This window comes from Foetidibacter luteolus (genome assembly GCF_009650435.1).
Classification (GTDB): domain Bacteria; phylum Bacteroidota; class Bacteroidia; order Chitinophagales; family Chitinophagaceae; genus Foetidibacter; species Foetidibacter luteolus.
Genome location: NZ_VVIP01000022.1, coordinates 173655 through 187500 on the forward strand (window position 1 = coordinate 173655; position 13846 = coordinate 187500).

At 44.6% G+C, this 13846-nt stretch carries 14 protein-coding genes and 2 rRNA genes (1 of these 16 running past the window's edge); 6 read left to right on the forward strand and 10 right to left on the reverse strand.

From position 1 onward, the window contains the following. Nucleotides 1–54: 54 nt before the first annotated feature. From F0364_RS06880 to mraZ, 4 genes are all read right to left on the reverse strand, one after another. Nucleotides 55–2196: a PASTA domain-containing penicillin-binding protein gene (locus F0364_RS06880; protein WP_235921023.1), complete on the reverse strand. Its 2142-nt coding sequence runs from the start codon at nucleotides 2194–2196 to the stop codon at nucleotides 55–57. Nucleotides 2197–2305: 109 nt separating this feature from the next. Continuing rightward, a complete protein-coding gene (locus F0364_RS06885) occupies nucleotides 2306–2650 on the reverse strand; it encodes an FtsL-like putative cell division protein (protein ID WP_235921024.1) in 345 nt (114 codons plus the stop codon). A 245-nt stretch (nucleotides 2651–2895) separates the two neighbouring features. Beyond that, on the reverse strand, nucleotides 2896–3870 hold the full coding sequence (gene rsmH / locus F0364_RS06890; RefSeq protein ID WP_153797031.1) for a 16S rRNA (cytosine(1402)-N(4))-methyltransferase RsmH: 975 nt from the start codon (nucleotides 3868–3870) through the stop codon (nucleotides 2896–2898). 17 nt (nucleotides 3871–3887) lie between these two features. Further along, complete coding sequence (mraZ, locus tag F0364_RS06895; RefSeq protein ID WP_153797032.1) at nucleotides 3888–4340, reverse strand: division/cell wall cluster transcriptional repressor MraZ; 453 nt, start codon at nucleotides 4338–4340, stop codon at nucleotides 3888–3890. A gap of 605 nt (nucleotides 4341–4945) precedes the next feature. On the opposite strand from mraZ, the gene F0364_RS06900 reads away from it, so the two are divergent. From F0364_RS06900 to F0364_RS06925, 6 genes are all read left to right on the forward strand, one after another. After that, nucleotides 4946–6181: an S-adenosylmethionine:tRNA ribosyltransferase-isomerase gene (locus tag F0364_RS06900; RefSeq protein ID WP_153797033.1), complete on the forward strand. Its 1236-nt coding sequence runs from the start codon at nucleotides 4946–4948 to the stop codon at nucleotides 6179–6181. A gap of 67 nt (nucleotides 6182–6248) precedes the next feature. Beyond that, a complete protein-coding gene (locus F0364_RS06905; RefSeq protein WP_207632548.1) occupies nucleotides 6249–6554 on the forward strand; it encodes a DUF4286 family protein in 306 nt (101 codons plus the stop codon). Between the two features lie 19 nt (nucleotides 6555–6573). Beyond that, nucleotides 6574–6711, forward strand: a complete 138-nt coding sequence (locus F0364_RS06910; RefSeq protein ID WP_153797035.1) for a hypothetical protein — start codon at nucleotides 6574–6576, stop codon at nucleotides 6709–6711. Nucleotides 6712–6849: 138 nt separating this feature from the next. Then, nucleotides 6850–7125: an HU family DNA-binding protein gene (locus F0364_RS06915; RefSeq protein ID WP_153797036.1), complete on the forward strand. Its 276-nt coding sequence runs from the start codon at nucleotides 6850–6852 to the stop codon at nucleotides 7123–7125. A 65-nt stretch (nucleotides 7126–7190) separates the two neighbouring features. Continuing rightward, complete coding sequence (locus F0364_RS06920) at nucleotides 7191–7490, forward strand: HU family DNA-binding protein (protein ID WP_262885371.1); 300 nt, start codon at nucleotides 7191–7193, stop codon at nucleotides 7488–7490. Between the two features lie 125 nt (nucleotides 7491–7615). Continuing rightward, nucleotides 7616–7732, forward strand: a complete 117-nt coding sequence (locus tag F0364_RS06925) for a 30S ribosomal protein THX (protein ID WP_153797038.1) — start codon at nucleotides 7616–7618, stop codon at nucleotides 7730–7732. A gap of 62 nt (nucleotides 7733–7794) precedes the next feature. On the opposite strand, the gene pdxH is transcribed toward F0364_RS06925, so the two are convergent. The 6 genes from pdxH to F0364_RS06955 form a co-directional block, all read right to left on the reverse strand. After that, the gene (gene pdxH, locus F0364_RS06930) at nucleotides 7795–8433 is read right to left on the reverse strand and encodes a pyridoxamine 5'-phosphate oxidase (RefSeq protein ID WP_153797039.1); all 639 of its coding nucleotides are present in this window, start codon (nucleotides 8431–8433) and stop codon (nucleotides 7795–7797) included. A 314-nt stretch (nucleotides 8434–8747) separates the two neighbouring features. Further along, nucleotides 8748–10118: a 3-keto-disaccharide hydrolase gene (locus F0364_RS06935; protein ID WP_153797040.1), complete on the reverse strand. Its 1371-nt coding sequence runs from the start codon at nucleotides 10116–10118 to the stop codon at nucleotides 8748–8750. Nucleotides 10119–10276: 158 nt separating this feature from the next. After that, nucleotides 10277–11275 (reverse strand): FAD:protein FMN transferase, encoded by a 999-nt coding sequence (locus F0364_RS06940; protein ID WP_153797041.1) that lies wholly within the window; start codon nucleotides 11273–11275, stop codon nucleotides 10277–10279. Nucleotides 11276–11366: 91 nt separating this feature from the next. Further along, entirely contained in the window at nucleotides 11367–11861 is a 495-nt protein-coding gene (locus tag F0364_RS06945) for a hypothetical protein (RefSeq protein ID WP_153797042.1), read from the reverse strand. Nucleotides 11862–12162: 301 nt separating this feature from the next. Next, a 5S ribosomal RNA gene (rrf, locus tag F0364_RS06950) occupies nucleotides 12163–12274 on the reverse strand. Nucleotides 12275–12405: 131 nt separating this feature from the next. Next, a 23S ribosomal RNA gene (locus F0364_RS06955) occupies nucleotides 12406–13846 on the reverse strand; it runs 1366 nt beyond the window's last position.

Here is a 13846-nt window from a genome sequence, read left to right on the forward strand (position 1 = left end):
CCCGAAGTTTCGGGACCTCATCACTGTTCCCGCTGCCGGGCCCATAAAACTCTTCTAGTTCAATTGTATGTTTATCACCTGCCCCCTTGCCACCTGCTGCCCCGCCGTTATTGACTGGGCAGTAACTTTGCCACGGCCTTTGGCGTTTACTTTCAGCCCTATATTCTCGCACACATACACCGCGTCTTTTAAGCCTAAACCTGCAAGCTGCGGCATTTGCTTCTCGCTTGTTTTGTAACCATCCATTACTGCAAAACCGTTCTCTTTTTTTATTCTTCCAATAACAGCATCTTCTCTTGCAGAATCTTTATGATTAATACCCAGCGATGCAATCAACGACTTCATTTCTTTATACATCCCCGCATAATGATAACCGATACTATCGTTACGGGATATGCTGGCATACTGCACGTCTTTGCTCTGCCGTACAAACATGGTATATAGCCTGTCAGCTATTTCTTTAAACACCGGCCCGGCCACCGCGGCGCCATAAAACTTCTTTGCAAAAGGTTTATTCTTGATAATCACCACGCAGGTATATTGCGGGTTATCAGCAGGAAAAAAACCAGCGAAAGAGGATTGGTAAATATGGTCAGCATATCCTCTTGCACCATTGGCTACGAGTGCTGTGCCTGTTTTACCAGCCACCTGGTAAGCACTGCCTTTAAACAATGTTTTACCTGTACCTTCTATGCATACTCCTTTTAAGCATTCAATGAGCTGGTGCAGTGTAGCATCGCTGCAGATTTTTTCTTTAGCCACAACAGGCGCAGTTTCCTTTATAAGAATACCATCCTGCCTGATACCACTTAACAAATAAGGCCTTAGCATTTTACCGTTGTTCGCAACCGCGTTGTACAACATGGCTGTATGCATGGGCGTAATGGCCAGGTTGTATCCAAAAGCCATCCAGGGCAATGTTGTGTTGCTCCAGTATTTACTGCCGGGGCGGTAAACAACCGGCCTGCGTTCGCCTGTTAAGTCAATGCCGGTAACACTATCCAGGCCCAGCTTGCGCAAATGGTTTACAAACTGTGATGGTGTTGAAGCATAAGCGTTAACAGCCAGCTTTGCCATACCTACATTGGAGCTTTCTTCAAAAGCATGCTTTGTAGTAACCATACCAAGGCCATGGTTTTCGCTGTCGTATACTGTTCTGCCGGCAACCTGCCAGGTACCACCGTTCAAATTCACCATCGTGTTCAAAGAAACTTTTTTGTCTTCCAGCAGCGAGAGCATCGTTGCCAGCTTAAAGGTTGAGCCAGGCTCCGTAGGCGTTAACGCGTAGTTGAAATCTTCCCAGTAACTCCCATCTGTTCTTTTGCCCAGGTTGGCTATGGCTTTAACCTTACCTGTTTTTACTTCCATCACTATGGCGCAACCATGCTCCGCTTCATTTTCCACCATCATCTTCATCAGGGCGTTCTCTGTAATCTCCTGTATATGTACATCCAGTGTTGTAATAATGTCACGCCCGTTTTCCGGTTCCACTTCGTAATCATTATCCACCGGTACGCTTACGCCGCCAGCTATATATCTTACCAGGCGTTTACCTGTAGTGCCTTTCAGGAGGGTGTCGTAGGTTTGTTCAAGCCCTACTTTTTGAGCATTTTCCCTGTCAAGCCCAATAGTTCTGTAAGCCAGAAGCTGGTAAGGATTGAGCCTTATGCTTTTAACTTCCGCTATAAAACCGCTTTTGTTGCGGCCCTGCCTTACCAGCGGAAAAGTTCTTAGCTGCTGGTATTCACGAAAACTGGTTTTCTTTCTTAACAGAAAGTACCTGTCTTTATCGCGGTAACCTTGTTGCAGCATACGCTTGTATTCGGCCTTGGATTTGTCTTTAAACAAATCTGCCAGGCAATAACTCAAAGAATCTACGTTTTCACGAAAGCGCTTACCGCTTTTTTGCCGTAACCCATCCGCCGCAAAATCTATATACACATCAAACTGCGGGATGCTGGTACTTAACATCTGGCCGTCTTCGCTGTAGATGGTACCACGGTCAGCATCCGTTTCTTCAATTTTCTGGTGAAGGCTGTCGCTCATGCTCCGCCAGTAATTACCCTGAAACTGCTGGATATAAAACGCCCTGGCGAATATGAGTAGACACACAATTACCACCGCTATATAGCTTAGGTACACCCGCCATAATATGTCCCGTTTTACTTCCACCGTTCCGGTATTAAGATTTTTCACAAGAGGCTTTTCTATAGGTGTTGTGTGATTTTTGATAAATATTGGATAGGGTGAGTGGTGAATAGTGAGTGGTGAGTGGGAATGTCCCTGCTCATCACTTAGCATCCCCTTATTCCCTTTTCTCTAAAACTATCCTTACCGGCGGCTCGGTAGAAAGCTTTAAGCCCAATGGCTCTGCTGCTTTTACCAGTTCCGCTTCGCGGCTCCTGAACATCACTTCACTCTTCAACGTTTTATATTCGTACTGCAGCTCTTTCACTTCCCTTGCCGTACGGTTAATATCCCTTATTGTTTTATCGGCCATGTGGCCATTGGCTATATATATAACAGCCAGTAATGCCAGGAAAAGAAAGAAGGGAATATTCCTTGTTATCCAGCCATAGTTGAACAAACCCTTAAGCGGGTTGGCAAACTTTGGTTGCCTTACTTCCTGTTGTTGATTTTTTTCTTCCATTTTTTACCTCACCCCCAACCCTTCTCCGACAGAGAGGAGAGCTGGATTCGTTTTCAATTATGTTATGACATGCACTTTGAACTTAGTTTCCAGATCCGGCACCGGAGGTAGCTGAAACAAAAACTTACAGCCGGTGGACAATACTACTCTGCGGGAAAAGCTGCATAGCGTATCCTGCAGTACAAGAGTGCGACGCAACGATGCTTAATTGTTATCCTCCTGCCGGGCCCATAAAAATTCTTTGCCTAAACCCTTTCTGCTACGCGAAGCTTAGCGCTCCTGGAACGTGGATTTTGTTTTGCTTCCACCGCCTCCGCCACAACAGGTTTTTTAGTAATCACTTTTAATGACTGCTCTTTTGCCACAGAGATAAACGGGTTTTCATCCGGCGTCTCCTCAAATGCCCCTTGCCTGAAAAAGTTCTTTACCAACCTGTCTTCTATAGAGTGAAAAGTGATAATTGCCGCACGGCCACCGCTTTCCAGCACTTCCGGCAATTGCTGCAACATTTCTTTTAAAGCGCCCATTTCATCATTTACCTCTATGCGCAACGCCTGAAAAACCTGCGCCAGGTATTTATTGGGGTTGCCTTTTACCACCGGCTGCAGCAACACACGAAAAGCTTCAATGGTCTTCAGGTTGCTGTGGCTGCGGTTTTGCACAATATGCTTTGCCAGCGTTTTGGCGTTGGTAACCTCGCCGTATTGTTCAAAGAGCTTGTGCAGTTGCTGTTCTGTATATTTAGAAAGTATATCCGCCGCTGTTATGGTTTGCCGCCTGTCCATCCGCATATCCAGCGGGCCATCAAACCGTGTTGAAAAGCCCCGTTCCCCCTCGTCAAACTGGTGGCTGCTAACGCCAAGGTCTGCCAGTACCCCATTTACTTTTGGATATTTATAGAGGCGTAAAAAACGCTGCAGGTGGCGAAAGTTCTGCGGTACAAAAATTACCCGCTCATCAGCAGGAATATTTTGCTGCGCATCCGCATCCTGGTCAAACGCTATCAACCGGCCATTCTTCCCCAACTTTTCCAGTATGCCCCTGCTATGGCCGCCACCACCAAAAGTGCAATCCACATAAACGCCGCCGGGCTTTATATCCAATGCATCCAGGCATTCGTGGAATAGCACCGGTATGTGATAATCAGAACCCGCCTGGCTGCTGGCTGCCGGTGGCTGGTTACTGGTAACCGTAAGCTTGTTTTTTTTCTGTTTAGCCATACACAGCAGCTTTAGTTTTACCAGCCATTTACCCCGCCGGTAACCTCTTCAGCCAGTGCACTGAACAAATCGGCGCTTTGTTCAAAGATCTTCTTGTATTTAGCCGTATCCCAGATTTTAAACTTGTCAACATCCGGAGAAAGTGTAATGTCTTTGGTAAGACCGGCAAACTCTCTAAGCGAAGGCGGCAGCAACATTCTACCGGCACTGTCCAGTTCAACTTCTGAAGCGCCAGCCAAAAAAGCGGTGCGGAATTGATTTACCTTCGGGTTTAAATCGTTTAATTTTTTCAATTTTTCTTCTATGGTTTCCCAAACAGGTAAAGGGTACATTACCAGGCATCCTTCAAAGCCACGGTTAACCACAAGGGTAGTCGTTCCTTCGGGCAGCTTTTTTTTAATGCCGCCCGGCAGGAGAAACCGACCTTTTGAGTCAATCGTTGCTTCATATTCGCCAAGAAAACCAGCCATTTACATGTGTTAGAAGAAATTGATTAATAAATTACCACAAAATAACACTTTTTCCCACTTTTATGCCAAAATAAAAGCGTTTCATTTTGTCCACACGGTATTTTTGGCTGAAAACCAATACAGTATTGGGTTGTAGCCGAATGCAGCTTGCCTCAACCTGCGAATAATGTGCATAACCTTAAAAAAATGTGAATAGTGGCGAGTTGTATGTGTATTACCCTCACCCCCCGGCCCCTCTCCACGCTGTGGAGAGGGGTATTGCGAAGCGAGGCGTTTTCAGAAATAAGCATTGAGGATAATCATGATTATCGTTATTCAGTGGCGGACACCGGCCTTCTCCGCAAGTGGAGAGGAGTGTTGAGGAGCGGTGCGTTCTGAGAAATGAACATTCACGAGGAAGGGGATATTTTGGGCGCCCCTGCGGCCGGGCTATCCGTTACAACTCCGCCGCAAAAGCCGCCGCACATAACCTTCAGCGGGGTTTTCACTTCTATCCCTGGCGCAAAGTGCAGCAGCATTTAAACCTGTAAACAACCTGTGGTGCAGCAGCTATAACAGCCTTAAAACAATTTGTGCCCTTACTTTTGCAGGCATTACTCTTACTGATGAAGCATCCCAAAGATTTAGCGATAAAAGATTTTACTTACGAACTTCCGGAACAGCGTATTGCCAGGTATCCGCTTGCCGAACGTGACCAAAGCAAGCTGCTGGTATATAAAGCCGGGCTTATAGAAGAAAGCATATATGCTAAGCTTGATGAATTCATTCCGCCGGAAACTTTGCTGGTTTTCAACAATACTAAAGTAGTTGAAGCCCGGCTGCTGTTTCACAAACCTACCGGCGGCAGTATAGAATTGTTTTGCCTGGAGCCCCATGAACAATATGGCGACATAACAACGGCCATGCTGCAAAAAGAAAAAGTTTTGTGGAAATGCCTGGTAGGCGGCGCTAAAAAATGGAAGAATGAACCCCTGGTTAAACTGATTAATAGTGATGGTAATGATTACACGCTGAATGCTAAAAGGATAGAGAAGATAAATGACTATTACCTGATTGAGTATAGCTGGAACAATGCTTCCTTAAGCTTCGCGGAAGTATTGCACCATGCCGGCGCCATCCCCTTGCCGCCCTATCTTAACAGGAATGTGGAAGAAAGCGATAAAGAACGTTACCAAACAATTTATGCTAAATATGATGGTTCGGTAGCAGCACCTACAGCGGGTTTACATTTTACGGATACTTTATTTAAAAAACTTTCAGATAAAAATATTAAACGAGATTTTGTTACACTGCATGTAGGCGCAGGCACATTTAAACCGGTGAAGAGCAATACCATGCAGGAGCATGAAATGCATGCAGAATTTATTGACGTAAATAAAACGCTCATTGAAACCCTGGTACAAAGCCTTGATAAGGACATTGTAGCAGTTGGCACTACTTCCATGCGTACCATAGAAAGCCTGTATTGGATGGGAGTGAAAATAATGGGGGGAGAAAACCAAAACGATATTACACTCACCCAATGGGAGGCTTATGAATTGGCTACAGCCAATATTAGCGCCAAAGAAGCATTACTGGCGCTGCTAAGCTGGATGGATGAACGTAAACTGGACAGATTAATTACCAAAACACAAATTATAATAGCGCCGGGTTATACTTTTAAAATAGCTACTGGCCTGGTAACAAATTTTCACCAGCCGCAATCTACTTTACTGCTGCTTGTAGCGGCGCTGGTGGGTGATGACTGGAAAAAAATATATGAGTATGCACTCACCCATGATTTTCGTTTTTTGAGTTACGGGGATGGGTGTTTGCTGTGGGGGAAAGAGAGGAGGGAATAGGTTAAGATTGCCTGGGGTTAATGGCATGCGCTTCTCTTGCTTAATATTGCATTTCAATATTAAAAACATGTTTATCTATAATATCACCTACAAAATTGATTGGTCAATACACGATGCTTGGCTGCAGTGGATGCAGGATATTCACATACCGGAAACACTGGGTACAGGTTGCTTTAGCAGGCATATTTTACTGCGCCTGGTAGAGGTAGATGAGGAAGAAGGTCCCACTTATGCCATCCAGTATTTTGCTGATAGCAAAGCCCAATATACACGCTTTCAAACCCTTTATGCTGCCGGGCTGCAGTTGAGTGAAACCAAGGCCTGGAGCAACAAATTTTTAAGTTTCGGCACCATAATGCAGGTTGTGAATTGATTGTGGAAATTTATTTAAAATGGTTTTGCCGATAAAGAAACTATTGTATATTTCTCTTAAAGCCGCACCAGTATTGAATTACAGCGGGCTAACTGCTGAAACCCTTTACAGCAAAGGCTTTCAGGAAAAACAACTAAGCTACGCGGTTACCTCTTAAAAATGGCTTTATCCGCTGAAATGCAGCACCCATGCGGCATTCAGCTTTTAACGCATTCCGTTAAACTTCACGAAATTTATTTTGATGGTATGCAAAAGCCAATAAATTTGTTACGTTTACCACCACAAAATCATCACTATGAACAAAGCTGAATTGGTTGCCAAACTTGCCGAAGATGCCGGCCTTACAAAAACACAGGCTAACACTGTGCTTGATTCCTTTACTGAAGCTGTTGCCAAATCTCTCAAAAAAGGTGATTCCGTTACACTGGTTGGCTTTGGTACTTTCTCTACATCTAAAAGAGCTGCCCGAACAGGTCGCAATCCACAAACGGGCGCAGCTATTAAAATAGCCGCTAAAAAGGTAGCTAAATTTAAAGCCGGTGCAGACCTTGCTAAAGCTGTAAATAAATAAGCATACTATTTTACGGCTGCCAGCAGTTATAGCCTGCCTGCAGCCTGTTATATAATAACTAACCCATTTATTTTAATTATTTAAATAGAAACACTATGAACAAAGCAGAATTGGTAGCAAAGATTGCAGACGATGCGGAAATAACTAAAACACAGGCTAACGCCGCTTTGGATTCTTTTACTGAAGCGGTTACCAAAACCTTAAAAGGTGGCGGCAAAGTTACACTGGTAGGTTTTGGCACTTTCTCAGTATCAAAACGTGCTGCCCGTACAGGCCGCAACCCGCAAACAGGCGCTACAATTAAAATTAAAGCTAAAAAAGTTGCCCGTTTTAAAGCAGGTAAAGAGCTGTCTGAAAAAATCTAACCACTTTTTACAGGCCTTATTAAAAAAGCAGAAGCCAAAACTTCTGCTTTTTTATTGCTGCAGGTTCAATAGTTTTCCGCATTTTTGCAGCCACAAAAAAATTATTCATCCCGAAAAATTATATCATGGGCAGAGGAGATAAAAAAAGCAAAAAAGGCAAAATTTTCAAAGGTTCTTTTGGCAAAAGCCGTCCTGCAAGGCCAGCAAAATCCAGGAAAGTTGCTGAGAAAAAAGAAGCTTAACTTTTTATCGTTGAAAAGTTGATTAACACATAGTAATCAACTTTTCAACCACAACTATCGTGTTAAGGGGCCACCCTATGTTTTAACCACCCGCCTTCCTGGCTAACATATACAATCCGGTCATGCAGCCTGCTGCTGCGGCCCTGCCAAAATTCTATAAGTGCAGGCTTTACAATATAGCCTCCCCAATGTTCAGGTCTTGGTATGTCTGTGCCAAATTTCTCCGTATAATGTTCAACGTTTTGTTCCAGAACCTCTCTTGATGCAATTACAGCGCTTTGTGGGCTTGCCCATGCGCCTATCTTGCTGCCCGCCGGCCGTGAAAAGAAATATTCATCACTTTCCGCGGCTGCAGTCTTTTCAATAATACCTTCAATACGCACCTGCCTTTCCAGCTCTTTCCAAAAAAATACCAATGCCGCTTTCGGGTTTTCTGCTATTTCTTTTCCTTTATGGCTTTGGTAGTTGGTAAAAAACACAAACCCATTTTCATCATAGCTTTTCAGCAATACAATACGTGCATGAGGGGCGCCATCTTTATCGCAGGTAGCCAGTGTCATGGCATTTACTTCATCAATACTGCTGTTCACCGCATCATTCCACCATCTTGTAAACTGCTCTATGGCATTGTTGGCAACATCTGTTTCCTGCAAAGACTGCATCCTGTAATCTTTTCTTATATCAGCTATTTCCTTTTGCATACTTATCTGTTTATACAAGTCACCAAAGTTTGGGGGTGCCCCCAAGCTACGCAAGGGGTCGGGCAGAACTTCGTTCGCAACCTTCGTCAAAGCAACATTTAGTTGCTTTTCCTCGCTTGTGCTGCTACTCCGGCTCAAAACCCAGACTGCGAAGGCCTCACCGGGGGAACTGCGTTCGCAACCATCGTCAAAGCAACATTTAGTTGCTTTGACTTGGTTGTGCTTCAATCCCTCACCCGATAGTGCAGCCTGTCACATATTTTCAGCCAGGCTTGTGTGCAGCCGGAATTATAACCCTATTGCAGAAATATTTTTTATTTCAACACTCTTATTTTTATACTCCTGTAGCTTACCGCATCTCCATGGTCCTGTATAAGTATGTGACCGTCTTTTGCTTCGCCAAAGTTCGTCCATACTTTGTATTTGCTTATCGCCACCAGATCGCGAAATGCTTGTGAACCACGCTCATATTCCAACACTTTTATACCGTTAAGATAATGCTCCACATGGTTGTTCGGGTACACTATTACCCTTCCGGTGTTCCATTCCCCGATCTTATGGATAAATCGGGGGTTCTTGTCGGCCTTAATCATATCATACAGAGACGAAAGCGTTCTGTTGCCCCCTCTGCCAAGCTTTGCATCAGGGTGCAGCGTATCATCCAATACCTGGTATTCCAGGCCTATAGCGCTGCCCTGGTTATGTTCGCCCAGGGTCACAAAATACTTTACCCCGCTGTTAGCGCCTGGCGTAAGCTTAAATTCAAAGCTCAAATCAAAAGCACTGTACTGCTCATCTGTAACAATGTCGCCGCCGTTTGCCGACTCGTGCCCTTGCGAGGACTGTACACGCAATTCCCCATCCGTTATCTGCCAGCCTTTTTCAGGAAACGTAGGTTTATAAGCGCCATGCCACCCTTTATTACTAACGCCATCAAACAATAATTTCCATCCATTGCTTTTTTCATAAGCTGTTAACTGATTGGGCAAATTGTTCTGCACATAAATACCTGCCGGAAAAGCAGATGGTTTTATACCACTGGTTTTAATCCGTATATTTTTCCATAGAATTTTTTCACCTACGAATTTTTCGTTACTGCCAATGCTATGAACCTGTAAAGCGATAAATCCTTTTGCATCCAGGTTATCAACCAGGTAAGCCGCAGGCACATCGTTAACCCAGGTTTTAATCTCATTTCCAACACATTCAATACGCACCTTGTTAAACTCACCCAGTTTAAAAGCGTTTTGAGCAGAAGCATTTAATTGTAAAGGGTACAACCAGTCTCTCCGGCCTTCATCATAAATACCACCTGTCCACCGGCGGCTGGATGGGTCAAGTTCGTACTGGTAACCGAATACCCTGCCCTTTCCGTTGTTGCCTTGTGGATCAATGTGGCTTCTGAACTGGATGCCCGAATTGGCCGACGTGTCTGTAATTTTTACTTCCAGTTCCAGCACAAAATCGCCGTACTCTTTTTCAGTTACCAGGAAAGTATTGGGCGTATTCAAAACAGTATAGCCGGCAATCTGTCCATCTTCTACTTTGTATTCCGCATCACCGCCGGTTTTCTTCCAGCCGTTAAGAGATTTTCCGTCAAATAGGTTTTTCCAGCCATTCTGCGCCAGGCTAACAACAGAGCTGAGCAGCAAAATTAACAGCAAGCTGATTGATTGTTTTTTCATGGTTGTTCTTTAGTTCAAAAAATTATCAGTTACGGTGGGCAAAGCTGCCCAAAGATATACAGATGAAAGGATTGCGACGCAACAGGCGATCCTATGAAATGCAAAAGCCGGTATCAAAAAAATCTTAGGCCCCGGTTTAATCAATATTCAAATGCCATTCACTTCTTCAGCAACCGGTAAAATGCGGCAGTTGCAGTATCTGCTACAGTGCCGTTTTTTCTTTTATAAATCATGTAGGCGGCCAGGTCTTTGCGGTTGTTTACAAAATTAAGAGCACTGTCTACCCCCATCAGCATCAGCGCATTATCGTATGCATCGGCAGTAATGGCATCAGTGGCGTATACCGTTACACTAATCATTTCATTTTGTACAGAGTACCCAGTCCGGGGATCTATCAGGTGGGTTATTTTTTTTCCCTCACTCTCAAAGTACTTACGATAGTTGCCCGAAGTGGTAACAGCGCCACTATCTATTTCCAAAATGTGTTGTATTATCTCCGGATCAAGCTCATTCTCTACCGGTGCCTCGATGCCTATTTTCATCATGCTGCCATCATTTTTTTTCCCCTTTACCCTTATTTCACCGCCTATTTCAACAACGTAATTGTAAATATTGTGCGCTTCCAGGAAAGCCGCCACTACATCTACACTGTAACCCTGGGCAATACCGTTTACATCCACCTGTACGCACGGCTTGTCTTTACCAAGAAAATTGCCTTGCAGGTGCAGAAAATTTGAATTAACACATTGCCTTAGCGAAGCAACTGCCGCTGAATCCGGCAAGGCATTATTCTTCCTGGCGCCAAAGCCCCACGCATATACAAGTGGCGCAATGGTAATATCAAATAACCCCTTAGTGGCAGTAAAAGTTTCCAGTGATTTATTTACAACATTTACGAAATGTTCATTTATTTTCAGCCCTTTCTCCGATTGATTAAAAAGGCTGATAAGCGAATAAGGTTTGTAGATGGAGAGAGAACTGTCTATGGAGTTAAGCAGGCTGTCAACGTTTTTCTTCACTACGTTGCTGTCGGGTGCATAGTAGGTGATATGGTAAGTAGTGCCCTGCGCAAAACCTGCGATACTTACTTTTATTGAATTTTGATTGGTCATACTAAAACCCAGTGCAGACAAGGCGAGCAAAAACATGATGCGCATAGGGCAAATCTAAACACGGTTTTATAAAATGGAGTTTATTTTATGCAAAATTTGTTCGGTAAACCATGCAACGAATTATAAGCCAGCTCAGTTACTGCTTTATTTTGAACCCGTTTGACTCAGCAAATTTTTGTTGAATCTGTTGCATGCGGTACACTACTGTGTCTTTGTTTTTCAGAATAGCCATCGTCATTTGTGCGGCTTTTTCCCTGTCACGCCCCGGCGGCGCCATACCATAGCCTTTGTAACTGTTGTAAATACTTTTGATGTAGTTAAAAAACGCTTTCATAGACTCCTTGTATTCCAAGGCATTGTTAACATGTGGTACCGGTACGCTATCCAGTTCGGTTAGCTTCGCATCAATCAAATGCTCCATTTTTTCAGCAATTACAATTATCGTATCAAAATTTCCCTCCTCTATGTATTTCGAGATTTTCGACTCTGTGGCATTTGCCTCAGGCAAAAGACTGCTATATACTTTAACCATGCTGTTGCTGTATTCCAGCGCTGGCTTGGCTTTGCAGGAAACCAATACAAAACACAGCGAGAATAACAGTACTGCTATAGCTTCTTTTAACTTCATCATTTTTACATAGGTAAAAACTTTAAAGTAGTTAAAAAAGCAAATGAAAACAATTAGATTTTTAATGTTAAAACAGGCGATAAATGCTATTAAACTTTCTTTAGTGCTGTTTGGGTATAAACAATACAATTTTATGAACCCATCACCAGGAACAGGTATGGGGCATTGTTGCGTCGCACACTTGTACGGTTGGATACGCTGTGCAGCTTTTCCCACCATGTAGTTCCGGCGCCAGGGTTAGAGGCAGGGGGTAGGTTACGGGCACAAAAAAACCCATCCCTGTTGAGGATGGGCTTTTAAATAAATATGGCGACTACCTACTCTCCCGCATGATAGTGCAGTACCATCGGCCATGGGGGGCTTAACTTCTCTGTTCGGAATGGGAAGAGGTGAACACCCCCGGAAAAATCACCATAAGAAGGTGAGCTGTGAGCCTTCAGCCCTCAGCTTAATAATGTACATATTGGGATTGCTTTCTTATCTTAAGTATCTTATTGTTTTTAACACCTCCTTACCTCCCCTTCAGGGGATGAGGGGCGGGTTAAAAAAATTAAAGCTTACGGGCAATTAGTACTGCTCGGCTTTGATGTTACCATCTTTATACCTGCAGCCTATCAACGTCATCGTCTCTGACAGCCCTTAAAAGTAAACTCATCTTGAGGAAGGTTTCACGCTTAGATGCTTTCAGCGTTTATCCTGTCCGTACATAGCTACTCTGCATTGCAGTTGGCACCACAACAGATACACCAGCGGTACGTGCGACCCGGTCCTCTCGTACTAAGGTCACGTCCTCTCAATTTACTTGCGCCCACCACAGATAGGGACCGAACTGTCTTGCGACGTTCTGAACCCAGTTCACGTGCCACTTTAATCGGCGAACAGCCGAACCCTTGGGACCTTCTCCAGCCCCAGGATGTGACGAACCGACATCGAGGTGCCAAACCTTACCGTCGATATGAGCTCTTGGGTAAGATCAGCCTGTTATCCCCGGAGTACCTTTTATCCTTTGAGCGATGGCCCTTCCATGCAGAACCACCGGATCACTTTAGCCAGCTTTCGCTCCTGCTCGGCTTGTCTGCCTCACAGTCAAGCACCCTTTTACTAATGCGCTCTATGTACGATTACCAACCGTACTGAGGGTACCTTTGCGAGCCTCCGTTACTTTTTAGGAGGCGACCACCCCAGTCAAACTACCCACCATGCAATGTCTCCCGCTCAGGGATTAGGTTCTAAGCAAACAAAGGTTGGTATTTCAACGTTGACTCCACAATGCCTGGCGACACTGCTTCATAGTCTCCCAACTATCCTACACATTGTTTGCTCAAAATCAATGCAAAGTTGTAGTGAAGGTTCACGGGGTCTTTCCGTCCCGTGGCGGGTAACCGGCATCTTCACCGATACTACAATTTCACCGGGCTCGTGGAGGAGACAGTGTTCAACTCATTAGACCATTCGTGCAGGTCGGAACTTACCCGACAAGGAATTTCGCTACCTTAGGACCGTTATAGTTACGGCCGCCGTTTACCGGGGCTTCAGTCAGAAGCTTTGGATTGCTCCGAACATCCTTCCTTAACCTTCCGGCACCGGGCAGGTATCAGGCTCTATACGTCATCTTTCGATTTTGCAGGGCCCTGTGTTTTTGTTAAACAGTTGGTTGAACCATTTTACTGTGACCGCATCGCTGCGGTACGCTTTATCCCGAAGTTACAGCGTCAATTTGCCTAGTTCCTTCTCCACGGCTCACCCGAGCGCCTTAGAATACTCATCCCGTCTACCTGTGTCGGTTTGCGGTACTGGCTGCCATACTCGCTTTTCTTGGAATCGCTTTTATACCTTCGCCTCCCCCGAAGGTTCAGCTCAGCGCCCTATTCCGTCAGGACGCAGGTACCACGGCAATCCGTCACTTTCATTGTATAGCAGGTAAAGGAATATTAACCTTCTTTCCATCAGATGCCCCTTTCGGGTTTTCCTAAGGACCAGACTAACCC

Bases quoted from the DNA above. Each gene is read 5' to 3' on its own strand.
- F0364_RS06885 (WP_235921024.1), bottom strand. From the start codon at position 2,650: ATGGAAGAAAAAAATCAACAACAGGAAGTAAGGCAACCAAAGTTTGCC.
- rsmH (WP_153797031.1), bottom strand. From the start codon at position 3,870: ATGGCTAAACAGAAAAAAAACAAGCTTACGGTTACCAGTAACCAGCCA.
- mraZ (WP_153797032.1), bottom strand. From the start codon at position 4,340: ATGGCTGGTTTTCTTGGCGAATATGAAGCAACGATTGACTCAAAAGGT.
- F0364_RS06900 (WP_153797033.1), top strand. From the start codon at position 4,946: ATGAAGCATCCCAAAGATTTAGCGATAAAAGATTTTACTTACGAACTT.
- F0364_RS06905 (WP_207632548.1), top strand. From the start codon at position 6,249: ATGTTTATCTATAATATCACCTACAAAATTGATTGGTCAATACACGAT.
- F0364_RS06910 (WP_153797035.1), top strand. From the start codon at position 6,574: ATGGTTTTGCCGATAAAGAAACTATTGTATATTTCTCTTAAAGCCGCA.
- F0364_RS06915 (WP_153797036.1), top strand. From the start codon at position 6,850: ATGAACAAAGCTGAATTGGTTGCCAAACTTGCCGAAGATGCCGGCCTT.
- F0364_RS06925 (WP_153797038.1), top strand. From the start codon at position 7,616: ATGGGCAGAGGAGATAAAAAAAGCAAAAAAGGCAAAATTTTCAAAGGT.
- pdxH (WP_153797039.1), bottom strand. From the start codon at position 8,433: ATGCAAAAGGAAATAGCTGATATAAGAAAAGATTACAGGATGCAGTCT.
- F0364_RS06935 (WP_153797040.1), bottom strand. From the start codon at position 10,118: ATGAAAAAACAATCAATCAGCTTGCTGTTAATTTTGCTGCTCAGCTCT.
- F0364_RS06940 (WP_153797041.1), bottom strand. From the start codon at position 11,275: ATGCGCATCATGTTTTTGCTCGCCTTGTCTGCACTGGGTTTTAGTATG.
- F0364_RS06945 (WP_153797042.1), bottom strand. From the start codon at position 11,861: ATGATGAAGTTAAAAGAAGCTATAGCAGTACTGTTATTCTCGCTGTGT.